This is a genomic window from Leuconostoc suionicum (assembly GCF_001891125.1).
GTDB classification, from domain to species: domain Bacteria; phylum Bacillota; class Bacilli; order Lactobacillales; family Lactobacillaceae; genus Leuconostoc; species Leuconostoc suionicum.
On sequence record NZ_CP015247.1, the window covers coordinates 1,439,037 to 1,462,967 of the forward strand.

Genomic DNA, 23,931 nt, shown 5'->3' on the forward strand with positions numbered 1-23,931 from the left:
TTACTCCTTCTCTTTTAAAGCAATTGACACAACACTACTTTTTACAATAAGTTGGTTTTCAGCTATACTTTGGCTCGAAATAAATCCAGAACCTTTCCACGTTAGTTTGAAGCCTATTTTATTAGCAAATGTTTGCGCATCAACTAAACTCCAACCAATCATATTTGGCATATATGTGCTTCCTTTTGCAGTCAAAATTACTAATTGGTTTGTCAATGACTTTTGATTAGCTAGCAATGACTGGTTAGTAATTTTACCTTTTGATCCCAGAACTGCAACTCTAAATCCAGCCTTTGTCATTGTAGATTTTGCACTTGAAATAGATTGACCAACTACACTAGGTACTGTTTGTTTAGTTGTCTTTGATTTTACCGCACTATCACTATCATTTAAAGCTTGTAGCATTAAAGGCTTAAATAGTTTACTCATTGTTGGTTGAATATCACCATCAGGTAGCTTTGAGGGTTGCTTGACAGCCATGTAGAATATATATTTGGGATTCTTTTCTGGCGCCAGAACCATCACTGAATGGATAGCATCTTTATAAGTCTGCGAATATTGCCCGTTCTCACTGATTTGAGCTGTACCTGTTTTAGCAGCAATCTGATAGCCATAATCACTAAGATCAAATTCCTTAGCAGTTCCATCTGACTTATTAACAACATCTATCATATATTTTCTGACTTGCTTTGCCGTACTAGCTTTGATAGGATGTCCAACTGTCTTTGTTTTACCTTGCTTAACTATTTCTCCAGTAGATGGATTGACAATTTTATCAATAAAGTACGGTCTAATTTCTTTACCATTATTGGCAATTGCTGAGTAAGCTTGTATCATTTGTAAGGGCGTAACACGAATTGCTTGACCAAAAGCTGTGTTTGCTTGATCAATCGCATATGAAAACGATATTGACCCCGCTTCTTCACCATTTAACCCTGATTGGGTGGACTGTAAAAACTTGAATTTTTCTAAATAATTTTTCCATGTTTTTGAACCAATTTTTTGTTCCGTTTTTGCGAATGCAACGTTTGATGAACGCCAAAAGCCCTCTCTATATGTCATTTGGCCTTGATCATTACCAAAAGAATCTGTTACTTCCTTCCCGTCAATTAAATAAGTTCCTGACTGGAAGGTTGCGTTAGGCTGCCACTTACCAGTATCAATAGCAGCAGCTAATGTTATGCCTTTCATGGTAGATCCTGGCTCAAAGGCACCTTGGTCTAACAAATTGGACCAAAGTGTTGGAGTAGCTGATTTATCATTAGGATTAAAATTAGGTCGTTGCGTTGCCGCGACAATACGACCTGTTTTAGCTTCCATTAATACAGCAACCGCTGATGCTGGTTTGGTGGCTTTCACAAATGTATCCATTCGTGTTTCCAATGTTGTTTGTAGCGAAGAATCCAACGTTAGATAAACGTCATCTCCATTTTTAACACTTTTACTGCTATCAGTTTTTTGTCCTTGGTAACTCTTGATACCGTTTTTGCCTGATAGCAATTTGTTTTCTGATGCTTCAATGCCCATTATGCCTGATATAGTTGACTGACCACTACTACTTTCAACCATGTTCACATTTCCAATTAAATGAGAAGCCATCTGATCATTAGGATATGTTCGGGCCTGATGTGAAGTAAATGAAATACCTGAAAGCTTCATTTTCTCAATTTTATTATGTTGCGCAATCGTCAAGTTTTTACCCGCAGTACCAAATTCAACTTGAAATTGTTTACTGGACAAGCGTTTATAGATTTCTTTTTCTTTTAGATTGATTACCTTGCTTAGCTCGCGAGCGACTTTAGCTTTGTCTGTTACATACAACGGCTTACCATCAGTGCCTTTTTGATTTTTATCCAATATTGCGTACATATTATAAACTGTGGTATTTTCTGCCAACACCTGTCCGTCCGAATCAAATATTTTGCCACGCGAAGCAATGATATTTTGTTTTCCCATAAAAGCTTCACGTGTGGCTTTTGTAAGATTATGACCATCTACCGATTTATTACCCGCGATAATAAAAAGACGTACACCAAGTCCTAAAATCACGATGGTCGTTGCGACAAGCAGCAGAACGCCAAAGGTCTTGGCATTTTTCGTGATTTTTTTTTGTGGTATCCGTCTCACTTTATTTTTCATAATTATTGATTAATATTGCGCACACTGTTATCAGACAGTGTCATGCCATATTTTTTTGCAACCTTATCTAAATTTTTTTTACTCATGGCTGTTTGCACCTGTGTACGTAAATCGTCATTATTTTGCTTAGTTTCATCAATTTTAGTTTGAACTGCGTTTACACTAGCTGTTGTTTTGGTCGTTTGCATGCTTGTATAAACAACACCAACCATCAATGCCAAAACAACAGTGGCAACAATGGCCACCATTATTCGCTCTTTTTTTGTCCAAGCGGCTGCTTTATATTTAGTACGACTATGACTACGCGGCTGAGATACTGTTAAAGGTGCTTGCTGTGCTAAAGGTGTATATTGATATGCATTTTGTGCCATGTAATATTCTCCAATTTATTTATCATTGCTGATCCTATCTAAGACCACAGCATCTAGTCTACTTTCTTCTTATGCCACGTAGTTTCGCCGACTCTGCACGATGATTAAAAGTCATCTCTTCTGTGCTAGGTACAATTGGTTTACGCGTTAACAACTCATAATCAGCTTCAAACTGCCCCGGTAGCACCGGCAAACCAGCAGGTAATTCTGGTGCAGAAGATTTTTCACGAAACATTTGTTTTACTAAGCGATCTTCTAATGACTGAAAAGTAATCACACTAATTTTGCCGTCAGTTGCTAACAAATCAAGTGCTTGAGTTAATGAATCTTCTAAGGCACCTAATTCGTCATTGACAGCAATACGAAATGCTTGAAATGAGCGTTTTGCAGGATGTCCACCTTTTCGACGGGCAGGTGCTGGAATTGCTTCTTTAATGATGTCTACCAATTCAAAAGTCGTATTAATTGGTGCGTTTTCACGGTGCTGCTCAATCTTTCGAGCAATTTGCTTAGGAAAGCGATCTTCTCCATATCGGCTCAAAACACGCATCAATTCATTAAACGGCCATTCATTAACAATTGTTTTAGCTGTTAATGCTTGGCGTTGATCCATGCGCATATCAAGTTCAGCATCATATTTATAACTAAACCCTCTCTGACCATCATCAAATTGCACAGAACTAACACCCAAATCGTAAACGATACCATCAACTGCTGTCACACCATAATCCGCTAGCGCGGAGGTTAATGTCCGGAAATTTTTATGGATTATAACTAATTTACCAGCAGCGATTTCATCTGCGTATTGTTCAGCGTTATATTGGATTGCTGTATCATCTTGATCGAAACTATAAAGTGTACCGGTTGTGAGTTGCTTTAAAATTTCTCCAGTGTGTCCACCACCACCCAAGGTAGCATCGACATAAATTCCTTCTGGTTTAATATCTAATAGAGCAATAGCCTCATGTAAGAGTACTGTTACATGTTCAAATGGCATAGCAGCCCTCTTTCTTAAAACTGTATTATTAATTCGTTCAAAGGTCGAAGTCTACCAAACCTTCAGCAATATTATCAAAATCATCCGCAGTTTCAGCCGTATATGCTGACCAATTCTCTGCACTCCATATTTCAAATGAATCACCAACACCGGTAACTACAACACTTTTTTCTAGTGACGCGTATTCTCTTAAATTATTAGGAACAACAATTCGTCCCTGCTTATCAAACTCAGCTTCTAATGCACCAGCCATAACAAAACGTCTAAAAGCACGTGCATCTTTCTTGCCTAATGGTAATTGATTTAACTGCTCCTGCAATTTTTCCCAAACTGCCATCGGCATAGCGCGAAGTGATTTCTCCATCCATTTTGTAATAATGAATTGATCACCGAGTTGATTACGAAATTTTGCCGGAATAATTAAGCGACTCTTTGTATCAAGCGTATGTGAATATTCACCCATGAACATAGAGCCACCTCCATTAAAATTTCTATACTATTAATTTACCACATTTCCCCACTTCACTCCACCCAAATTATCGTTTTGTCACAAACTAGTAAATTTTCAGCACACAAAAAGCGTAGTTATCAAGGATAACTACGCTTCAAAAATGTGGGGTTTAGTGGAGGAATAACCCAATAATTGTTATCAAAATGACCATTATTGCGGCCAATAACCCACTCCATTGCCAGTATCTCCGCCAAAATGTTTGCCATCGCCAGTTATTTTGCAGTAAAAACCAAGCTAAAAACATACCTACAACCAACCATACGAGTAAAAACCAAGCAACAAAGCTAATACCAAATAGATACCCCATTGTTTGATGCAATACAATCCAATTAGGAATTGTAATAATGTCTAACGTTTTGATGGATGCTTGTTTTAAAGCTGTCCATTCCTTAAATATAATGACAACTGTCCAAAAAATAAAACCACCGAGTGGCCAAATCCACCATTGCATTTTAATTACCTCGTATCTAACTTTAACGAATTCGCGTAGAAATTTCAATTATTTTAGAAGATATGTTAGACTAGAAAGTAATATATTAGAGGTGATATCAATGACTGACGAACAAAACCATCGACCGGTTAACACAAAATTACAAGCCGAAATAGAATCAAAGTTAAACCAGCACAAGGTGCCAAAAATTGATAAAAAGCCACGGACACGTCTCGAAAAAATGACGTTAGTTATGTCATGGTTTATGGTTATCTTAATGGCTGGATCTGTAATATACGCGGCCATTAGCGCATTAGGTTGGCTATAAGCAAAAAGACGTAAATTCAGTGTAGAACTGAATTTACGTCTTTTTTATTATTCAACTGATATGAAGAATGGATACAATGGTTGTCCACCATCGTGAACTTCGACTTCTAAACCGTCATCTAATCCTTCCACAAATGCTTTTAACTTTTGTGCAACTTTAGCTTTTGTTCCCTCACCAAAAATGATTGTCACAATTTCAGAATCATCATCAATCATTTTTTGAATAGCTTCTTGCGCAGCTGATTCAACATTATGAGCTACAACTTCAATGTCACCATCGATAATGCCCATCCAATCACCATGATGAATTTCATGGCCATTAAATTTGGTTTCGCGAACTGCCTGTGTTATTTGCGCCGACTTTACATCAGCCATCATTTCAGACATTTCTGCAGTATTTTGTTCTAAATCAGCATCAGGATTATAGCCCATCATAGCTGTTAACCCTTGTTGAATTGTACGCGTTTTAACAACTTCTACTGGAATTTTTGCTAATGTAACTGCCTGTTCTGCTGCCATGAAAATATTGCTGTTGTTCGGTAAAATAATAGCCCTTTTGGCGCCACTATTTTCAATAACTTTAACAATATCAGCAGTTGATGGATTCATTGTCTGTCCACCAGAAATCACGGTTTGAACACCCAAACTTTTGAAAAGTTCCGCAATGCCGTCACCAGCAGCAATGGCAATTACTGCTGTGTCAGATACTGGGACTTGCATTGCAGCTATTTTTTCAACACGTGCTTCTTCTGCACGTTGTGCATCAATAACTGTTTGCTGTTGATCACGCATATTGTCGACTTTAACTTTAACTAGTGAACCAAAATGTGTTCCCCAACTGATCACTTTACCAGGATTTTCAGTATGCACGTGTACTTTAACAATTTCATCATCGTTGATAACCAATAAAGAGTCGCCTAATTTCGCTAAATAATCGTAAAACTTTTGGTAATCAAAATCATGATCATATGTTGTGCCTTTACCAATCTGAACCATAATTTCAGTACAGTAACCATACTTGATATCTGCTGGATCTAAACTGCTACTAGCTTGCGCCCCCGCATGAAGTTCCTTGACCATTTGATCAAGCTCAGCATTATCAGGTGCCTTAATATCTTCTTCATTAAAGTCACCACTGATCACTTGATAGAAAGCTTGCAATACGAAAACAAGTCCTTGTCCGCCTGAATCAACAACCCCCACTTCTTTTAAGACTGGTAACAATTCGGGAGTTGAATCCAGAGCTACTTGTGCTGCTTCCTGAACAGCAGCCATTAGTTCAACAATGTCGTCAGTTTGGTCAGCCACCTTGTTTGCTTTAGCTGCCGCCTCACGAATAACCGTCAGAATTGTTCCTTCAGTAGGTTTCATCACTGACTTATATGCCACTTGTGCACCACTCATTAATGCATCAGCTAGATCACGTGCCGATAGTGTTTCTTTCCCAGCCATACTATTGGAAAAGCCACGAAAAATTTGTGATAATATCACGCCTGAGTTACCACGTGCTCCCATCAGCAAGCCCTTGGAAGTAGCTTTAGCCAAGGCACCAATTTCTGTTTCTAGTGAATCACGTTCATACTGGGCACCACTCGCCATTGAAAGGCTCATGTTCGTTCCTGTATCGCCATCAGGAACCGGAAATACGTTTAATTTATTAATTTTATCTGCATTAGCAGCAAGTACAGCCGCTGCAGCATTAATCATCTTACCAAATTCAACATTGGTAATCTTTGTTAGTGAATTAACTGACATAATCTCTCCTAGTCACTGACGCGAACACCCTGAACAATCACATTAACCTCAGAAACATGAATACCCAAAAATGCGTCAAGATTATACTTTACTTTACCTTGAACTGACTTTGAAATCTCAGATAATTTAGTACCGTACTGTGCAACTAAGTAGACATCAACTGCAACACCACTATCTTTTTGATGAACTACAACGCCTTTAGCATAGTTTTCTCGATTCAGAATCTGATTAACACCATCGCGAAAAGTTGCTTTAGATGCCATCCCAACAACACCAGGATTTTCAATTGCAGATCCACCAACAATTGTAGCAATAACATCATTTTCAAGGCTAATATCGCCATTATTTGTTTTAATTATAATTGCCATAAAATTTAAGAACATTTATCGTTATATTGAGATGTCTTTTATCAACATCCTAAAGTTTAACAATAAATGCATTTCCTCCTCACAAAGAGTTTACTAAGTATATTTTACCATACATAAATTGAGTTGCATTGAGAGGCGTTCTATCTATTAATAAAAAAGACCACCCCATGGTGGTCTTACGACGTCAGCAAGCTAACGAAATACTAGCTTAAACGCGTTCGATAGAACCGTTCTTCAATCCAGCCTTCAAAGTACGTGCTGTCAAGTAAACTTTCTTTGGTGCAGCACCATTAATTTTAACCGTAACTTTTTGCAAGTTTGGCTTCCAGCTACGACGACTTGAGTTCAACGCGTGTGAACGTTGGTTACCAAAGCGTGTACGCGCACCAGTAATAGCATCTTTTGCCATGTTTAACCCTCCTTCTTCGAGCTGTTTATTTTTTAAAAGCTCTTTCTACAACAATATTAAATTTTACCAGAAATTCAACCCTTTGACAAGTTAATTTGTATATTTAGCTAAAATCTTTGCTAATTGTTCTTTATTATGGAATCCCGTTAAGCGTTCCACAACTTCTCCATCTTTTTTAATCAAAAGCGTCGGAATAGCACGAATACCAAATGCAGCAGGAGTTTCAGGGTTAGCATCCACATCCATTTTAACGAACTTCACATCGTCTACTTCATCAGATAGCACATCCAAAACAGGTGATTGCATGCGACATGGACCACACCAAGTTGCCCAAAAATCCGTTATGCTAACGCCCGTATTTGTTTCTTGATTAAAAGTTGCATCTTCTACTGTTTTAACTGCCATGTTATTTTTCTCCATCTACAGACTGCGTAATCATTATGATTCCTGTATCAAAGGACACGTGAACTGAATTTGATATAAATTCATTCGATGACCACATTTTATACTTATTTTTTGTTAGTGTCAACGGGTACTTGGCATCTATTATTTTGAAGTTCTCAACATCATTGAGCGGCATAAATCCTAAATACTTTGAGTTAGGATACTTTGCAATCTCACTTAAGCCAGGTGTAACATAGCTCACTATGTTTGTATTATCAATAAAATTCGTTTTTTCAACAATACTTTCAAACTTTTCATCAGCCATTAACCACAAATTACTCAACATGTGATCAATTCGGGCACCAGTAGCACCAAATATTTTAATAATATCTGGTTTTTTTTCTTGAGCGTACATTAAGGCCAACTCTGTGTCTGTTTCATCTTTTTCAGCCTTGACATGAACAATTTTTTGCGCAGCTAAATGATTTTGAATTGTAACCAATTCAAAATCATTTAGAGAATCAAAATCACCAACTGCCATGATCATTGGTATATTTTCTTGGTAGAGATACCAAGCACCTCTGTCAGCGCCAATCCACATCCCTTGTTCCTGAAATAAATTTTTAGGCCATAATTCCGTTGGTCCACCGGCTAAGATATTAATCTGCATTATTTAATCAAATCTTTCAAAATACCGATTTTTGCAGCAGGATCTACTTTATCGTACACGTACGATCCAGCCACAAAAACGTTTGCACCAGCATCATATGCCGATTTAATCGTCTCGTTATTCACGCCCCCATCAATTTCAATATCAAAGTCAAAGCCACGTTCCTCACGGAATGTTTGTAATTGTTCAATTTTTTGCAGCGTTGATGGCAAGAACTTTTGTCCGCCAAATCCTGGGTTTACAGTCATAACTAGTACTTGATCAACCATATCCAGTACTGCTTCGATTGCGGATACTGGGGTTCCTGGATTGATAACAACTTCTGCTTTGACACCTTTGTTCTTAATCATTTGTAAAACACGATGAATATGTGGTGTTGCTTCAACATGAACACCAATAATGTCTGCACCAGCATCCGCAAATTCTTCAACAAAGCGTTCTGGATTTTGAATCATTAAGTGAACATCTAGCACTAAATCAGTTTCCGGACGCAATTGTTTGACCCAATTTGGGCCATAAGATATAGCGGGTACAAAAGTACCATCCATAACATCGATGTGCAAATACTCTGCACCAGCAGCTTCAACAAGCTTGACGTCACGTTCCAAATTTGTGTAATCTGCGCTCAAAATTGATGGTGCAATGATTCCTGACATGATATACCTCTTTTTAATTGTCTGTTTTATATTTTGGTTTTTGCGCTTTAATCAACTCATAAAACGCCTTATAACTATTATACCTTGACTGTGTGATTGTGCCAACTGCTACCGCCTCTTTAATGGCACAGCCTGGTTCATTCAGATGTAAACATCCACGGAAACGACATTCTTGCCGCTTTTCAACAAACTCTGGAAAATAATCATCCAATTCTTCAACAGAAAAATCAAACACCTCATACGAAGAAAATCCTGGCGTGTCAGCAATCAAAGCCTCATCTACATCAATCAACGTTACCTGTCGTGTTGTATGCTTTCCTCGACTCAACGCTTTAGAAACTTCTCCCGTTTCAAGTCCAAGTTGTGGCGATAGATGATTCAGTAATGTTGATTTTCCAGCTCCCGTTTGCCCCATAAAAACCGAAACATGGTCTTTTAGCATCATTTTAAGCGCTTCAAAAGCACTTTTTGAATCTGAAAAAATAACATCATAACCAATACTTTGATAATAATTAGCAACGTGATTTATTTTCTCGTGTTCAGTTTTTTCCAGCAAGTCCATTTTAGAAAAATATATCAACGGTCTTACGTTTGCAGCTTCAAGTGCCACCAACTGACGATCTAACAAATTTGGTGCAAAATCAGGTTCCTTGGCAGCTGTCACAATAACGGCAATATCAATATTTGCTATTGGTGGGCGAACTAAAAAGTTCTCCCGTTGATGGATTGCCCAAATAAAGCCCTCGTCATTCTCACTCTCAAAATCAACAAAATCACCAACTAGCGGTTTTTGCTTAGATTTCCTAAATTCACCGCGAGCTCGCGTTCGTTGAATGTCACCACTGGGTAACTGTATATCGTAATAACCGCTGAGCGATCTAATAATTCGTCCTGTTTTCATACCATTAATCATAACAAAAAAAGCCGATAATATCGACTTTTAGACACGTTGTTATTGACTCGAAGAACTCTCAGATGTGGAACTGTCCGACGATGTAGTACTAGAATTCTCACTACTTGTTGAACTGTTTGAGGAACTACTGCTAGAACTAGAAGACGATGAACTGCTGCTACTTGAGCTTGATTGTTCTGGTCCCTGTGAAATCGTAATTAATAAGGTGTTATCTTTTGTAATTTTTGATCCGCCACGAATTGATTGACTAATAACATGGTCCTTCTTAACAGAATTAGAGTAAGTCGTATTAAAATTAACCGTGACATCATTTTGTGATGCCCAATTTTGAACATCGCTTTGTGTGCTACTTTTAGTAAAGTCAGGAACAGTAATCTTAACCGGTCCTGTTGAGACAGTGAAAGTCACCTTTGTGGCTGTAGGGTCCACCTTACCACTGGCATCAATAGATTGAGCTATAATTATGCCTGCAGCTACACTATCTGACGCTTGTTGTTCTTTTTGAATTTCGTATCCTTGTGAGCGCAATTGTGCTGCTGTTACATCATAATCTGATCCAACATAATCTCCAAAACGCACTTTTGCCTTACCAGAGGAAATAACCAAGTTGATACTGTCCCCTTTTTTTACGTCAGCTCCTTCTTTAGGCGTTGAACGCACAACACTGCCCTTTTTGACAGTTGTCGACGTTGTTGAAGTCACACTACCAACATTCAATCCAGCTTCTTGTATTTTCTTTTCAGCCTTGGCTCTTGTTAGGTTGGATAAGCTCGGCACAGTGATTTGACTAGCCTGAATATGAATAAACGCAAAAATAGCAATGATAGCAACAATAAAAAGAGCTGCAAAAGCCAACACTTTGGGTAATTTATTTTCGCGATACTTGATGCCATTGCCTCGAAGCACACTTCTAACATAATTGGGTGTTCGGTCAACAATTTTTGCGATACTTTTAACAGCGTAACCTTTTTTACCATACTCAATGATCAGATCTTTTACTGATGGTTCCTCAGGAACTTCCTCCGGTAAAACATTAACAGAGGAAACACCATTCTTGAGCTGGTCTTGAATTTGCTCCATCGGAATAATGCGCGTTTCGTTTTCAATATCCGCAGTTGGCGCAAATCGTTGTTCATTTGAACGACGTGGCGATAGAACCGTTTTTAAATCTTCAGCCATAACTGAGACATCTAAATAACGATCCTGTGGGTTCTTAGCTGTGGCTTTTAAAATAACATTTTCTAGTGCTTGGGGAATTCTTGGATCAAAATCACGTACTGAAGGCATATCAGCAGTTGCATGTTTTAGTGCTACTGCGACCGGTGTATCTCCTTCATATGGCACTTGCTTCGTTAGCATTTCATATAACATAACACCAAGGGCATAGATATCAGACTTTGCTGATGCCATGCCCCCACGGGTTTGTTCTGGTGACAAATAATGAACTGAACCAATCACTGTATGCGTCTGCGTCAAATCTTGCTCTGACTTAGCAATTGCAATACCGAAATCGGTAATCTTCACTTGATCATTTCTGTCAATTAAAATATTTTGTGGTTTTAAATCACGATGAATAATTCCTGCATTATGTGCAGCCTGCACGGCGTTTAATATTTGCATCATAATATCAACAACTTGTTGATATGCAATTGGAAAGTGTTCACCAATGTATGATTTAAGATTTGTCCCATCAACATATTCCATGACAATATATTGCGAACCTTGGTACTCACCAACGTCGTATACTTGGACAATATTGTCATTAATCAGTTCTGTTACTGATAAGGCCTCACGTTGAAAGCGTTTTGCCAAATCTACATCATTCTTCATATCAAGGCGCATCATTTTAAACGTTACATCACGATTAAGAAATTCATCATGCGCCAAATAAACATTGGCCATACCGCCATCGCCAAGCGATTTTATAATACGGTATCGATTGTCAACTAGTGTATCGGGTAACATCTCTAATCCTTTTCATGTGTGACGAGTACCGCCGTCACGTTATCTGGTGCGCCTTTTTCATTTGCTTGCTGAATCATATCAAAAACTTTAATATCAAGTGGTTCTTCATAGCGCATTATTTGCTTAATTGTCTTGTAGTCTAACACTTTTGTAATACCGTCAGATGTTAGAAATAAAATATCATCTGCCACAAAATCGTGTTGAGAAATTTCCATATCTGCATGTTCATCAACACCCAAAAATCGCGTCACACTATTAGCGTGTACCATGTTACTAGCATCTGCACTGGCCATAGCTCCTCTACGGACGATTTCATTTTTCAATATATGGTCATTGGACAGTTGGGTTAATTGATTATTATGCAACAGAAAGGCTTTGGAATCGCCTAAATTAGCAATCACAACTTTTTCGTCAAACAATACAGCCAAAACAACAGTCGTTGCCATCTGTGATAGCTCTTGAAAGCGTTGTCCGGCCTTTATAATAGCATCATTTTCAATTTTAGCTTGTTTTTTTAACCACGCAATTGTAGGAACAATTGTCTCCAAATCATTGCTTTCCCAAGCATGTCCGAAGTGCTCAACAGTCATTGCACTGGCAACCTCACCGCCTTCATTCGAAGTAACGCCGTCAGCAACGATAACCATTGTCCGTCCAACTTTATTTACAAAAGAACCTACATAATCCTCATTGTCGTGGCGTTTGGATCCAGGATCCGTACGATAGGCAATTGCCATTAATCATTTTTCCTCAATGTAGCAACGAAAAAGCCATCTGTCTGGTAATCATCGGGATACACATGTAAGGCTTTTTCGCCATGATCTGATTTTAATTTATAAGTTGTTTCCGTTGGAATCAATTCAAAATTTGGATGGTCTTTCAAAAACTTTGTTACAACATCGTCATTTTCTTGACGCAAGATTGTACAAGTACTGTAAACCATGATACCATTTTTTGCAAGGTTTTGGCTAACCGAATCCAAAATTTGTGTTTGTAAACGAGCTAAACTTTCGACATCTTCCAAGGTTTTATCATATCTAATTTCAGGCTTTCGACGCAATAAACCAAATCCTGAACATGGTGCATCAACTAAAATTCGATCAAATTTTTTGTCAATCTGTTCAGGAACTTTTCTTGCATCTAAGACACGTGCGTGAATTTTATCGGCTACGTGTAATCTTTCAGCATTGTTGTTAATCAACTTAATTTTATGCTCATGAACATCTAAGGCCGTAATCACTGCATCTGGAGCGCTGTATTGTGCAAGTTGCGTGGTTTTCCCACCAGGTGCCGCCGCCGCGTCTAAAATACTTTTAACTTCAGGCGTCAAATGTAAACTTTCTACTGGTAACATTGCGCTTTCATCCTGCAAGGTTAACCAACCATCATGATACGCTTTAGAACTGGCCACATGCCCACCGCTGACTACAAACGCGTGTGCAGCAACGCTAGATGCTGTAACAGTGAAATTTTCTGATTCTAGCGCAGTAACAACATCTTGATCAGTAGCTAGTATCGTATTAACACGAATGGATTGCTTAGGTGCATCATTGATTGTAGTAATGATCTGGCGTGCTCGTTCATCCCCATTTTGCTTAATTAACTCTTCAACCAAACCGGCAAACTGGCTTCAATAGAAAGACGTTGTATGTCGTCACCAATGTCGGCAACACTACGAAGACCTTTACGACTAATATTATGCAAAATAGCAGTAACAAATTTTCCTGTTCCAACATGCCCTAGTATTTTAGCTACTTCAATTGATTCATTAAAGATGGCATGCTGTGGTATCTTATCTAGGTATTCCATTTGAAAAATAGCTGTATAAAGTAGCTCCCGAACCCACGGATTAATTTTTTTGCTACCCACGAAAGGTTCAAGCCAATACTCAAAAGTTAAGCGGTGTTGAATGACACCGTAAACCAAAGTTGTTAGTAAACGAGTATCTGCTTCACCCAGCTTATGTTGCTTGATCACTTGGTTTAATTGTAGATTAGAATATGCACCGTTTTTTATTTTGGCTAGTGTTTGAACTGCTAAAACACGTGGATTGTCACTGTAAACTCGTTTATCACTCATTAATTGTTGCCCATTTCTGACCTACTTCAAGATCTTTTCCAGCGCCATTTAAATAGGCACTAATCGCCATTTCTGATTTACCTGCCGGCTGTAGTCGATTAATTTGAACAACCGTACCATTTGCGGAGGCCACTTTCAATTGTTTTTTGCTTTTCTCAACAATGGTACCCGGTTCTTGCGTTGTTAATTCAGACAAGGGTGTCACATCAGTGATTTTCACGCGTTGATCCAAAACCTGCACAAAAGCTGGATGAGTTGGATATAAACCGCGTATATGCCAGTCTAGTTCTTGGGCTGTTTCTGTCGCAAAATTAAGATTCTGCATGTCATGCGGTATATTTGGTGAAAAAGAAACTTCTTCTTCATTTTGTACCACTGGGTCAATATTACCGGTAGCGATTTTAGGGAGTGTTTTTAATAGCAAATCACGTCCAGCAATGCTTAATTTGTCAAACATCGTGCCAACATTATCGGTGCTCGTAATTGGAACTTTTATCGTATCAATAACATCACCGGCATCCATTTTTTTGACCATGTACATAATTGAAACACCGGTTTCTTTATCGCCATTCATAATGGCATAGTGAACTGGTGCACCACCTCGATATTTTGGTAATAATGAGGCGTGCGTGTTAACTGCAGCAATTTTGGCCGCATCTAACAATTTTGTAGGTAAAAATTGTCCAAATGCTGCGGTCACAATGAAATCAGGATTAATATCAATGACTTGTTGCATCTCAGGAGAACCACTTATTTTTTCTGGTTGTAAAACGGGCACATCATGCGCCTGTGCCGCAACTTTAACAGGACTTGGTGTTAAAGTATGCTTGCGCCCCTGTGGGCGATCAGGTTGTGTCACAACAGCCTTTACATCATAATTACTATTTTCAAGAAGCACTTCTAATATCGGTACTGCAAAACTTGGGGTGCCCATTAATACTACTGAATATGTCATTTTATACCTCTCAAACAGCTGTGTTAGGGTGTTTTATTTTTTATTCACACGATAACACAAAAATGTCCGAGCAATCTCGGACAGTTATCAGTATTTATTATAACACATCACATAAATGAGACAGGATCACGATCAATGCTTAATTGCAAATCACCTTTAGCCTTTTGTGCACGATTTTGTAGTTCCTGTAGCAACGTGTCCATTTCATTACGTTTTTTAAACTTCAGGATAATTTGAAAGTAATAGCGTTTGCGCATTTTAGCGATTGGCTTTGGCGAAGGGCCTAAAATAATCACATCTTTCTCAGCATGTGAACGTAGCCAGCGCGCAACTTTTAGCATTTGAATGGCGGCTTGATTTTCATCTGAATGACTGGCTTGTATCTGAACCGTGTAATAGTACGGTGCGTAATTTCCAGCGTGCCGGACGGCCATCTCTTGCCTGTAAAAACCTTCATAATCATGATTTTGAGCATAAGTAATTGCATAATGCTGTGGATTGAACGTCTGCACCAACACTTCACCAGGTTTTTTAGCCCGTCCAGCTCGCCCACTAACTTGGGTCAACAATTGAAATGTACGTTCACTGGCATGGAAATCTGGCAATCCCAAAGAAGTATCCGCATTCAAAACACCGACTAAAGTAACATCAGGAAAGTCGAGTCCTTTAGCAATCATTTGCGTACCTAATAAAATATCTGCTTCATGATTACCGAATTTTTGAAGCATCTTATCCATACTGCCCTTTTTGCGTGTCGTATCTTGATCCATACGAATCACCCGTGCATCAGGAAATAGTTCTTGTAACTCAGCTTCAACCTTTTCTGTACCAGTCCCATAATAACGTATACGTTTAGAACCACATTGCGCGCATACAGTGGGTATTTTTTCTTCATGACCGCAGTAGTGGCACTTCAGTGTATGTGTATCCATATGCAGTGTCATAGCTAAATTACAATTAGGATCACATGGAACATAACCACAGTCTCGACACATCACAAAGCTTGAAAACCCTCGGCGATTGAGCATCAACACACTTTGTTCACCTTTCGCCAAACGGTCGGCTAATTTGATACGTAATTCTTCCGAAAAATTGGTCTCTGGGCCTCGTGACAGTGTCTCTTTCATATCAATCACATTGACGCTTGGTAGTTTTGCACCTCCTGCGCGCTGTGTCAGTGTTAATAGTTCATAAACCCCGCGTTGTGCTCGCGCACGACTTTCCAAAGAAGGTGTCGCTGATCCCAAAATAACCGGTATTTGATAGTATTGACCACGCCAGAGTGCGATATTTCTGGCATCGTACCGCGGATTATCTGACTGTTTATAGGTTGTTTCATGTTCTTCATCAACAATAATTAAACCGATATTTGTCAGTGGGGCAAACACAGCAGAACGTGCACCAACAACAATTTTCACATCACCGCGCTCAATTCTACGCCACTCATCGTAGCGTTCACCATCACTTAATCCCGAATGCAAAACTGCTGTCTGGGCACCAAAACGACCTTTGACCCTTCTAACCATTTGTGGCGTGAGGGCAATCTCAGGCACCAAAAACAGAACCGTCTTTCCCTGCTCAAAAACATGTTGTGCCACCTGTAAGTACACTTCAGTTTTACCTGAGCCAGTAATGCCTTCAAGTAAAAATGGTTGGAACCTTTGCGCATCAAATGTACCAGAAATACGTTCATAGGCCTCTTGTTGCTGCGCATTTAACTCAAGTAACGCTGTTTGTTTAACTTCAGCATGAAATGGATCACGAAGTAGCTCCACCTTTGTTTTCATTATCCATTTTTTAGTTACAGCTTGGTTTAAGACGGCGTCACTAATATCAATAACTTCCTGAAGATCCTTTTTCACCCATGTTTCAGCCAAATGACAGAGTATGAACTGCAACAATGTTGCTTGTTTCTTTGCTGAAGATCGTAATCCTCTTAACTCATCCTCCAAAAATTCAACATCATCACTGAACTGATAAGCTAATTGTGTTTTTATCTTCGCCTTGTCATGCACTGCCACTTCTACATCAATTTTATGTTGACGACGTAGCTTAAGCAAAGTTGCCATATCTGACTCAGTAAAGTCGCCCGTTTTAAAAGCTATCTCATCAAGTCCTTTGAATAAACGATCACGTACATCGTCATCCACTTCGTCAATAATCCTTAAAGTACGCTCGTAATTTGCTTTAAACACATTTGGCAGCATCGTTTGTAAAATTGTAATTCGAAAAGCAAATGTTTCACTGGCTAAGTAATCAGATAGATTTAGTAGTTCTGTATTTAATACCGGTGTTAAATCTAATATTTGCTGAATTGGGCGGACTTGTTCCTCTGGTAAGTCAGTTGAAGCGGTCAAACCAACAACAAATCCCATCACATTCCGTCGACCAAAAGGCACCGTCACACGCATGCCCAACAATAGCGAATCTATCATGTTTTCCGGAACAGCATAGGTATAAGGCTGATCAGTTTGCATTGTTGGCACATCAACAATGATTTGTGCGTATTGTTTCGTCATAACTCTATTTTACCAGAGGGGCTTATAGGCGTCATTTCATTTCGCAAAATGCCATATTTCATGCTATCCCAATACTGACCTTGCCACCATCTCACTTGTCGGATTTTTCCCTCCAATTTTAAGCCCAGTTTCTCGCTTACGCGCATCATGGCCTTATTACCAGACCAAGTGGTTAAACCAATATGTGGTAAACTGTCATATTGCTCAAATAATATTTCCAACCACATACTTAATGCACGGGTTCCTATTCCTTGTTGCCATGTTGCTTGTTGATAAATAACAATTCCTACCTCAAGCCAAGATTTTAGTTGCCCATCCTCAAAATATGCACTCACACTACCAATAATTTGATCGTCATATAAAATAACCCGCCGATTCATATTATTCACGAATCTTTCAGGGCCAATATTATTGATAAAATCTTCTTTTTTAGGTAACACATCTTTAAAATATGGTCCGTTCCATTTAGTCCACTCAGCTTGCGGATCACTATAAGCTGTTTCCCAAAATAGTGCTAAATCTTCTGTTTTGAATTGTCGTAATTCTATCATTTTTACCTTTCAAAAAAAACCGGTATAAAACCAGTTTTTTCTCTAAATATGCTTAATATTAAATCCTGTTCTAGTTTGAATAGCATCAAGTGCTTGTAAGTAGCGTGCATAATATCCATAAGGATCATCACTATCGCCTTTTGCATCAAGAATTACTAGTTTGTCCGTAAATCCATATTCTTCAATCACTTCTAACAAATGGCGGTGGAAAGCCCAACGCGAATCATTATCTGAAGTTGTCATATTTCGGAAGCCGTCATCAACATAAGGCGTCACCGGTGGAATAAGAAGAATTAAGTCAATCAATTCCTCACCAATTGTATTATCAAACAATGGCTTCAGCTGCGCATTATCCACATCGTTTAACCACATATCTGCGTATACCTTGGTCACCATTGCATCAGTATCAAAAATCGTTAGACCATTGTTAGCTGGAGAGTTAATTTCTCTTGAGTTCGCATCATATTGTCCTTGAATTAAACGGATGTAGTCTTTAACAACTAACTCTTCATCGCTAACATTCGATTTTTCTTGATACTCACGAGCATACTCTTCTGAAAATGGTGAATTACTTGTTCGAGCCAAACGACGTACTAATGTGGATTTCCCTGTTGAAGCTGACCCCATCACCGTGACTTTCTTAGCAAAATGGCGTCGAAAAACACGGTTAATGTAATCCCAGTTTCCAATAGGATCTTTTCGAATATCTGTTGCTGATATTTTTAATACCGTGCGATCCATCAAGCTCACTTTGAACTGACCGTTCTTCGGTAATCTTGTTTCTAATTGATTTTTGTAATCTTTTTCACCGGTATAAAATGTAATCGTTGCATCTTTATTAACAATATTACGCTTAACTGTTTCAACGATTATTCGTGTCCATTCATCCCAGCCGTCAGGCATCATTGGAATATTGTCTTCATTGATGTAATCAACTTTAATATCTGTTTCGTCACTAAACGCTTCTCTCAAATAGCGAAAACGTTTCTCAACGGATAGTCCGATTTGGTACCCTCTATCATTTGTATAACCAGAAGCAATAACAACTACACCATCATTTAAAGCAGCCGCTTTATAAATTTCTGCTTGGTGCCCTACGTGCATTGGTGCTAACGTACCAAAGAAAACGCCAATTTTGTCACCTTGAAGATCATCTGTGAATAAGTTCCCTGCAATTGTTCTCATGACTTTATTAATTATATCCTATTAAAATTTGAACATTGCGCATGTTCATTCTTTTTTAGTTAACCTTCGCCACTGAATAATACCGTATATAGCATTGACAGATAAGGCGAGGTTCATACCTAACATAGCAAACGCACTAGGGTCCGCATGTCCCATCCAAGCACGTCCCCACAAAACAATTTCGACTACATCAAAGAGTAGCCAAGCATACCATGATTCCGCAAACTTTGCGGTTTGCAGAATTTGAGCCCCCATTGATATGGTTGTTGTCAATCCATCCATGTATGGTTGTCTTGACCCAGCCTGATGTAAAATCATACCGACAATCACTAATATAGCTAAGAATACTGGGATAACTAGTAACCATTGTTTGAAGGTCATATATTTAGTCGCTACCACGTCTTGACTGTCTTTTTCTGATAAATTATCGCGTTTCATAAAGCCAAGCCAGGCTGCAATACCAACAAATTGCATAACAACCCAGAATGCACTTAAAGCAACCTCACCAAACAACTGTGACTGAAAGGCCAATGGCATGTACATGACAGAATAAATCAAGCCCCAAAAATAATTTGTTATACGACCCTTAGCGACCAACACAACAGTGATAATGTTCATCATCCCCGTTGCTAATCCAAACCAATCGAGCGTGCTATTGTGAACAACACCCAGTGTCCAAACTAGTAATTGCAGTAAAATCAATACTAAAAATAATACACCTTCAGCCCATTTCCAGCCAAATAACAATTCTTTGAAAATGTTCACGGGGTTAAAGTAGCGCCAAAAACGATGCCAGACTGGTTCCTCAACCATTATAGATTCTCCCTAGTAATTATTTATTTCATTATATCAGTAAATAGCCTAAAAAACCGATTAGTTTAGGGAGATTTCACCGTCCAAAAACCAGCTATTAATCTAATTGTTAAACAATTTCAAATATTTGCCGTAACCATCTTTTTCTAAATCTTTTTTTGGAATGAACCGTAAGCTAGCTGAATTGATACAATATCTTAAGCCACCACGGTCAGGTAATCCATCATTAAACACATGACCTAAATGAGATGACGCTTCTTTTGAAGTAATTTCGGTCCTTGTCATTCCTAATGAACGATCTGTATTTTCTTGTAAATGCTCGTCGTCATCGATTCCTTTTGTAAATGATGGCCAACCACAGCCGGAATCGTACTTATCCGTTGAACTAAACAATGGTTCACCACTGACAACATCAACGAAAATACCATCCTCCCACCATTGATCATACTTACCAGTGAACGGACGTTCTGTTGCCGCATGTTGGGTAACCTCGTATTCTTCCGGGGTCAAACGGGCACGCAATTCTTCATCGTTATATTTTGTCATAAAATCCTCTTTTTATTTTTTAATTCTACGCTGGTTTTAAGATACGTCAACCAATAGAACTTAGCGGCGAAAATAAAAAAAATGTCGGCATTTCTGCCAACATTTTAGATATGTTTTTCAATCCAATGCCACACTTCATCTTTACCATATTTTGTTTCCGATGAGAAAAATTGAAAATCACTGTCCTCATTATCAAAGCCTAATGCTTTTTTAATGACTGACTCAGCTTTATTAAATTTACCACGCGAAATTTTATCTGACTTAGTTGCTACAACTAAAATAGGAATATTGTAGTAATGTAGCCATTCGTACATTGAGATATCGTCTTCACTAGGCTCATGGCGTGCATCTACTAAACTAATAACACCACGTAGCTGTTTGCGACTAGTGATGTATTCTTCAATCATTACACCGAAAGCTTCACGCTGGGCCTTTGAAACTTTAGCATATCCATACCCAGGAACATCAACGAAATATAACTTATCTTCAACATCATAAAAGTTTAACGTTTGTGTCTTACCTGGTTGTGAAGATGTGCGAGCAAAATTTTTCCGTTGGATTAGTGTATTTGTTAAAGAAGATTTACCGACATTTGAACGGCCAACCAAAGCTATTTCAGGCTTTCCGTCTGTTGGATACTGAGAGGCTGATACAGCACTCATCACCATTTCGACATTGTGTACATCCATTTATTCACTCACCTTTTTTAATTGCAGTTCTGGCTGTTCACCCTGTTCAACACTGGCTTTGGTAATAATAACTTTAGCAACATCATCACGACTGGGAATATCAAACATGACATCCTTCATCACATTTTCAATGATTGAGCGTAATCCTCGAGCGCCAGTGTGTCGCTTAATCGCAACGCTAGCCATTGCATCCAATGCATCCGGTTGAAATTCAAGTTCAACATCATCTAGACCCAAAAGAGCAGTGTATTGCTTAATTAAAGCATTTTTAGGCTCTGTCAAAATTCTTGTTAAATCAGAAATAGTCAACTCGTCTAACACAGTTACAATAGGCAGACGACCAATAAATTCTGGAATTAACCCAAACTTGGTCATATCTTCTGGTTGCACATGATGCAAAATATTGTCGTCATTCAAGGCCTCAGCGTTTTCATTTGCATCTGAACCAAAACCAATAACTCGTTCGCCCAGTCGTTCTTTAATGATTGTGTCAATACCAGCAAAGGCACCACCAACAATAAACAAAATGTTGGTTGTATTCACTTGAATTAATTCTTGCTGTGGATGCTTACGGCCTCCTTGAGGTGGCACGCTAGCAGTTGTCCCTTCAAGCATTTTTAATAGTGCCTGCTGAACTCCTTCACCAGAAACATCACGTGTGATGGAGACGTTCTCTGATTTTTTAGCAATTTTGTCAATTTCATCAACATAAATAATACCACGCTCAGCAGCTGCAACATCAAAATCAGCTGCCTGTAGTAATTTCAAAATAATATTTTCAACGTCTTCACCAACATAACCCGCTTCAGTCAATGTAGTTGCATCAGCAATTGCGAATGGTACGTTCAGAATACGTGCCAAGCTTTGTGCTAAATAAGTTTTACCCGAACCAGTTGGTCCCATCAAAGCAATGTTTGATTTTTGTAGCTCAACATCTAATGTTGGCGCCACGTTTTCATTAATACGTTTATAGTGATTATATACAGCTACCGCCAGAGTCTTTTTAGCATCTTCTTGTCCAATAACATAATCATTTAACTCATTAACAATCTCGTGTGGTGTTGGCAGTGACAACACTTCTGCTGCACGATCTACAGTTAATTCTTCTTCAATAATGCCTTCAGCCAAAGCGACACACTCATTACAAATGTAAACATCATTTGGCCCGGCAACAATCTTTTTTACTTCACTTGCAGATTTTCCACAAAAACTGCAGTGTATTTCTTCTTCAAAATTTGGTGTATTCGCCATGATTTTCCTTTTTTATTGATTCGCTACATTTTTATGCAGATTATATATATTTTATATGCAGCTCGTATCTTACCATTATACTATTTTATGGCAGTGTTATAAACCGTGTTTCGAATTTATATTTTAAATCTTATTTCTTTTATTTTTGTGTTTTTCTGTTGACTTAAGTTCTAGGATTTTTGGATTTATGACATGATAGTTTCCTTGGGAACAACGTAAGTTTTCTGAAATACTTGAATACTCAATTTCAAATAACACTTTGTCTCGGGCTAACTTGAATTATGATGAGGGCGCAGTAAAAAATATTCATTACGGAGATATTTTGGTTAAGTTTGGTTCTATCGTAGATGTAAACCAGCCAAATGTACCTTACGTGACTAACGGAAAACCATCCGATTTTACGAGCCAATTACTACAAAATGGAGATGTTATCGTTGCTGATACAGCAGAAGACGAAACAACAGGTAAGGCTATTGAAGTTACTGGAATTACTGACAACTATGCTGTTTCAGGGCTTCACACGATGGTTGCAAGACCTAATGTTGAATTTGCACGCAAATATTTAGGTTATTATTTAAATTCACCATCATACCACAACGCTTTGTTACCACTAATGCAGGGAATAAAAGTATTGTCATTAAGCAAAGCAAATATTGCTAAAACAGTAGTAAGGTTTCCAAAAGATGTGAAGGAGCAAGCCAACATCGGTATATTCTTCAAACAACTCGACAATCTAATCACTCAAAACGAGCGTAAGATTGACCTTTTAAAGCAACTAAAACAGGCGTATTTGCAAAAAATCTTTAGTCAGGAGTTACGTTTTGCTGGCTTTAATGATGATTGGGAAGAGCGTAAAATTGTAGATTTATTCGAGGAAAGATCTGAGCGATCACCTCATGGTCAAATGATTTCCATAACAATGGGATCTGGCGTAGTTTTGGCTTCATCCTTAGATAGAAAAGATAACTCAAGTTTTGATAAGTCCAATTATAAAGTTGTTCGAAAAAATGATATTGCATATAATTCTATGAGAATGTGGCAAGGAGCAAGTGGTGTTTCTCCCTACAACGGAATTGTAAGTCCAGCATACACAATAATTACGCCTAAAGATAATGTTGATTCTGGTTTTTTTGCTATTCAGTTCAAAATGGCTAAATCCTTAAAAACGTTTCAAAAATACTCCCAAGGCTTGACATCAGATACTTGGAATTTAAAATACCCAGCACTAAGTAGCATACCTATGATTACGCCTAATTTTACAGAGCAAAAGAAAATTAATCATTTTTTTGGAATCTTTGATGATCTAATAGATAAGTATGAAAAAAAAGTTTTGCTCCTCAAGCGAAAAAAAAGATCATACTTACAAAAAATGTTTGTTTAACATTATGAGCTGCATCTATATAATAATAATCAAAAAATAACGGTGTCTACGTTACGTAGACACCGTT

The 23,931-nt window shown here is 38.3% G+C and carries 24 protein-coding genes and 1 pseudogene; 2 read left to right on the plus strand and 23 right to left on the minus strand.

Translation table 11 applies throughout. The features are described from left to right. The 5 genes from A6B45_RS07190 to A6B45_RS07210 form a co-directional block, all read right to left on the minus strand. Positions 1-2,139 (minus strand): penicillin-binding protein, encoded by a 2,139-nt coding sequence (locus A6B45_RS07190; protein ID WP_072613970.1) that lies wholly within the window; start codon positions 2,137-2,139, stop codon positions 1-3. Positions 2,140-2,141: 2 nt separating this feature from the next. Further along, positions 2,142-2,510 carry a cell division protein FtsL gene (gene ftsL, locus A6B45_RS07195; protein WP_072613971.1) on the minus strand — a complete coding sequence of 123 codons (369 nt, stop codon included), beginning with the start codon at positions 2,508-2,510 and terminating at the stop codon, positions 2,142-2,144. Positions 2,511-2,568: 58 nt separating this feature from the next. Next, a complete protein-coding gene (gene rsmH / locus A6B45_RS07200; protein ID WP_072613972.1) occupies positions 2,569-3,507 on the minus strand; it encodes a 16S rRNA (cytosine(1402)-N(4))-methyltransferase RsmH in 939 nt (312 codons plus the stop codon). A 37-nt stretch (positions 3,508-3,544) separates the two neighbouring features. Further along, on the minus strand, positions 3,545-3,976 hold the full coding sequence (gene mraZ / locus A6B45_RS07205; RefSeq protein ID WP_002815203.1) for a division/cell wall cluster transcriptional repressor MraZ: 432 nt from the start codon (positions 3,974-3,976) through the stop codon (positions 3,545-3,547). Positions 3,977-4,127: 151 nt separating this feature from the next. Further along, positions 4,128-4,469: a DUF3397 family protein gene (locus tag A6B45_RS07210; protein ID WP_072613973.1), complete on the minus strand. Its 342-nt coding sequence runs from the start codon at positions 4,467-4,469 to the stop codon at positions 4,128-4,130. A gap of 100 nt (positions 4,470-4,569) precedes the next feature. Between A6B45_RS07210 and A6B45_RS07215 the strand changes: the two genes are divergently transcribed. Next, the gene (locus A6B45_RS07215) at positions 4,570-4,776 is read left to right on the plus strand and encodes a DUF4044 domain-containing protein (RefSeq protein ID WP_011680176.1); all 207 of its coding nucleotides are present in this window, start codon (positions 4,570-4,572) and stop codon (positions 4,774-4,776) included. Positions 4,777-4,823: 47 nt separating this feature from the next. Here A6B45_RS07215 and A6B45_RS07220 read toward each other — a convergent pair whose 3' ends face one another. The 18 genes and pseudogenes from A6B45_RS07220 to clpX form a co-directional block, all read right to left on the minus strand. Continuing rightward, entirely contained in the window at positions 4,824-6,530 is a 1,707-nt protein-coding gene (locus tag A6B45_RS07220; RefSeq protein WP_072613974.1) for a DAK2 domain-containing protein, read from the minus strand. 8 nt (positions 6,531-6,538) lie between these two features. Next, positions 6,539-6,898 (minus strand): Asp23/Gls24 family envelope stress response protein, encoded by a 360-nt coding sequence (locus tag A6B45_RS07225; protein WP_014324985.1) that lies wholly within the window; start codon positions 6,896-6,898, stop codon positions 6,539-6,541. Between the two features lie 208 nt (positions 6,899-7,106). Further along, positions 7,107-7,307, minus strand: coding sequence for a 50S ribosomal protein L28 (gene rpmB, locus A6B45_RS07230; RefSeq protein ID WP_002815208.1), 201 nt, complete (start codon positions 7,305-7,307; stop codon positions 7,107-7,109). 90 nt (positions 7,308-7,397) lie between these two features. Next, positions 7,398-7,712, minus strand: a complete 315-nt coding sequence (trxA, locus tag A6B45_RS07235; RefSeq protein ID WP_011680179.1) for a thioredoxin — start codon at positions 7,710-7,712, stop codon at positions 7,398-7,400. 1 nt (position 7,713) lies between these two features. Continuing rightward, positions 7,714-8,361, minus strand: a complete 648-nt coding sequence (locus A6B45_RS07240) for a thiamine diphosphokinase (RefSeq protein WP_072613975.1) — start codon at positions 8,359-8,361, stop codon at positions 7,714-7,716. Continuing rightward, positions 8,361-9,017, minus strand: a complete 657-nt coding sequence (rpe, locus tag A6B45_RS07245) for a ribulose-phosphate 3-epimerase (protein ID WP_072613976.1) — start codon at positions 9,015-9,017, stop codon at positions 8,361-8,363. Before rpe ends, A6B45_RS07240 begins: the two co-directional genes overlap by 1 nt. A 13-nt stretch (positions 9,018-9,030) precedes the next feature. Continuing rightward, on the minus strand, positions 9,031-9,918 hold the full coding sequence (gene rsgA / locus A6B45_RS07250; RefSeq protein WP_072613977.1) for a ribosome small subunit-dependent GTPase A: 888 nt from the start codon (positions 9,916-9,918) through the stop codon (positions 9,031-9,033). A 51-nt stretch (positions 9,919-9,969) separates the two neighbouring features. Continuing rightward, positions 9,970-11,895, minus strand: coding sequence for a Stk1 family PASTA domain-containing Ser/Thr kinase (pknB, locus tag A6B45_RS07255; RefSeq protein ID WP_072613978.1), 1,926 nt, complete (start codon positions 11,893-11,895; stop codon positions 9,970-9,972). Between the two features lie 2 nt (positions 11,896-11,897). Further along, entirely contained in the window at positions 11,898-12,632 is a 735-nt protein-coding gene (locus A6B45_RS07260) for a protein phosphatase 2C domain-containing protein (RefSeq protein ID WP_072613979.1), read from the minus strand. Continuing rightward, positions 12,632-13,974 (minus strand): annotated as a pseudogene (gene rsmB, locus A6B45_RS07265) (16S rRNA (cytosine(967)-C(5))-methyltransferase RsmB). Before rsmB ends, A6B45_RS07260 begins: the two are co-directional and overlap by 1 nt. Beyond that, positions 13,967-14,929, minus strand: coding sequence for a methionyl-tRNA formyltransferase (fmt, locus tag A6B45_RS07270; RefSeq protein ID WP_072613980.1), 963 nt, complete (start codon positions 14,927-14,929; stop codon positions 13,967-13,969). The pseudogene rsmB and the gene fmt overlap by 8 nt, the downstream one beginning before the upstream one ends. Before the next feature lie 107 nt (positions 14,930-15,036). Next, entirely contained in the window at positions 15,037-17,448 is a 2,412-nt protein-coding gene (priA, locus tag A6B45_RS07275; RefSeq protein ID WP_072613981.1) for a primosomal protein N', read from the minus strand. Beyond that, on the minus strand, positions 17,445-17,999 hold the full coding sequence (locus A6B45_RS07280; RefSeq protein ID WP_072613982.1) for a GNAT family N-acetyltransferase: 555 nt from the start codon (positions 17,997-17,999) through the stop codon (positions 17,445-17,447). The genes priA and A6B45_RS07280 overlap by 4 nt, the downstream gene beginning before the upstream one ends. A gap of 42 nt (positions 18,000-18,041) precedes the next feature. After that, entirely contained in the window at positions 18,042-19,184 is a 1,143-nt protein-coding gene (locus A6B45_RS07285; protein ID WP_002815228.1) for a nicotinamide-nucleotide adenylyltransferase, read from the minus strand. Between the two features lie 45 nt (positions 19,185-19,229). Beyond that, positions 19,230-19,997, minus strand: coding sequence for a nicotinamide riboside transporter PnuC (pnuC, locus tag A6B45_RS07290; protein WP_072613983.1), 768 nt, complete (start codon positions 19,995-19,997; stop codon positions 19,230-19,232). Positions 19,998-20,099: 102 nt separating this feature from the next. Then, positions 20,100-20,543, minus strand: coding sequence for a peptide-methionine (R)-S-oxide reductase MsrB (msrB, locus tag A6B45_RS07295; RefSeq protein ID WP_072613984.1), 444 nt, complete (start codon positions 20,541-20,543; stop codon positions 20,100-20,102). Positions 20,544-20,647: 104 nt separating this feature from the next. Continuing rightward, positions 20,648-21,232 carry a ribosome biogenesis GTP-binding protein YihA/YsxC gene (gene yihA, locus A6B45_RS07300; RefSeq protein ID WP_072613985.1) on the minus strand — a complete coding sequence of 195 codons (585 nt, stop codon included), beginning with the start codon at positions 21,230-21,232 and terminating at the stop codon, positions 20,648-20,650. Then, complete coding sequence (gene clpX, locus A6B45_RS07305) at positions 21,233-22,483, minus strand: ATP-dependent Clp protease ATP-binding subunit ClpX (protein WP_011680190.1); 1,251 nt, start codon at positions 22,481-22,483, stop codon at positions 21,233-21,235. 259 nt (positions 22,484-22,742) lie between these two features. Here clpX and A6B45_RS10690 point away from each other — a divergent pair, with 259 nt between their 5' ends. Continuing rightward, a complete protein-coding gene (locus tag A6B45_RS10690; RefSeq protein WP_237048946.1) occupies positions 22,743-23,864 on the plus strand; it encodes a restriction endonuclease subunit S in 1,122 nt (373 codons plus the stop codon). Positions 23,865-23,931: the final 67 nt, after the last annotated feature.

Coding starts and splice junctions, on each gene's coding strand:
- msrB (WP_072613984.1), bottom strand. CDS start 20,543: ATGACAAAATATAACGATGAAGAATTGCGTGCCCGTTTGACCCCGGAA.
- priA (WP_072613981.1), bottom strand. CDS start 17,448: ATGACGAAACAATACGCACAAATCATTGTTGATGTGCCAACAATGCAA.
- A6B45_RS07285 (WP_002815228.1), bottom strand. CDS start 19,184: ATGAGAACAATTGCAGGGAACTTATTCACAGATGATCTTCAAGGTGAC.
- A6B45_RS07210 (WP_072613973.1), bottom strand. CDS start 4,469: ATGCAATGGTGGATTTGGCCACTCGGTGGTTTTATTTTTTGGACAGTT.
- A6B45_RS07215 (WP_011680176.1), top strand. CDS start 4,570: ATGACTGACGAACAAAACCATCGACCGGTTAACACAAAATTACAAGCC.
- rsmH (WP_072613972.1), bottom strand. CDS start 3,507: ATGCCATTTGAACATGTAACAGTACTCTTACATGAGGCTATTGCTCTA.
- A6B45_RS07225 (WP_014324985.1), bottom strand. CDS start 6,898: ATGGCAATTATAATTAAAACAAATAATGGCGATATTAGCCTTGAAAAT.
- A6B45_RS07220 (WP_072613974.1), bottom strand. CDS start 6,530: ATGTCAGTTAATTCACTAACAAAGATTACCAATGTTGAATTTGGTAAG.
- rpmB (WP_002815208.1), bottom strand. CDS start 7,307: ATGGCAAAAGATGCTATTACTGGTGCGCGTACACGCTTTGGTAACCAA.
- rsgA (WP_072613977.1), bottom strand. CDS start 9,918: ATGAAAACAGGACGAATTATTAGATCGCTCAGCGGTTATTACGATATA.
- ftsL (WP_072613971.1), bottom strand. CDS start 2,510: ATGGCACAAAATGCATATCAATATACACCTTTAGCACAGCAAGCACCT.
- pnuC (WP_072613983.1), bottom strand. CDS start 19,997: ATGGTTGAGGAACCAGTCTGGCATCGTTTTTGGCGCTACTTTAACCCC.
- A6B45_RS07240 (WP_072613975.1), bottom strand. CDS start 8,361: ATGCAGATTAATATCTTAGCCGGTGGACCAACGGAATTATGGCCTAAA.
- pknB (WP_072613978.1), bottom strand. CDS start 11,895: ATGTTACCCGATACACTAGTTGACAATCGATACCGTATTATAAAATCG.
- mraZ (WP_002815203.1), bottom strand. CDS start 3,976: ATGTTCATGGGTGAATATTCACATACGCTTGATACAAAGAGTCGCTTA.
- rpe (WP_072613976.1), bottom strand. CDS start 9,017: ATGTCAGGAATCATTGCACCATCAATTTTGAGCGCAGATTACACAAAT.
- A6B45_RS07190 (WP_072613970.1), bottom strand. CDS start 2,139: ATGAAAAATAAAGTGAGACGGATACCACAAAAAAAAATCACGAAAAAT.
- trxA (WP_011680179.1), bottom strand. CDS start 7,712: ATGGCAGTTAAAACAGTAGAAGATGCAACTTTTAATCAAGAAACAAAT.
- fmt (WP_072613980.1), bottom strand. CDS start 14,929: ATGACATATTCAGTAGTATTAATGGGCACCCCAAGTTTTGCAGTACCG.
- clpX (WP_011680190.1), bottom strand. CDS start 22,483: ATGGCGAATACACCAAATTTTGAAGAAGAAATACACTGCAGTTTTTGT.
- A6B45_RS07280 (WP_072613982.1), bottom strand. CDS start 17,999: ATGATAGAATTACGACAATTCAAAACAGAAGATTTAGCACTATTTTGG.
- yihA (WP_072613985.1), bottom strand. CDS start 21,232: ATGGATGTACACAATGTCGAAATGGTGATGAGTGCTGTATCAGCCTCT.
- A6B45_RS07260 (WP_072613979.1), bottom strand. CDS start 12,632: ATGGCAATTGCCTATCGTACGGATCCTGGATCCAAACGCCACGACAAT.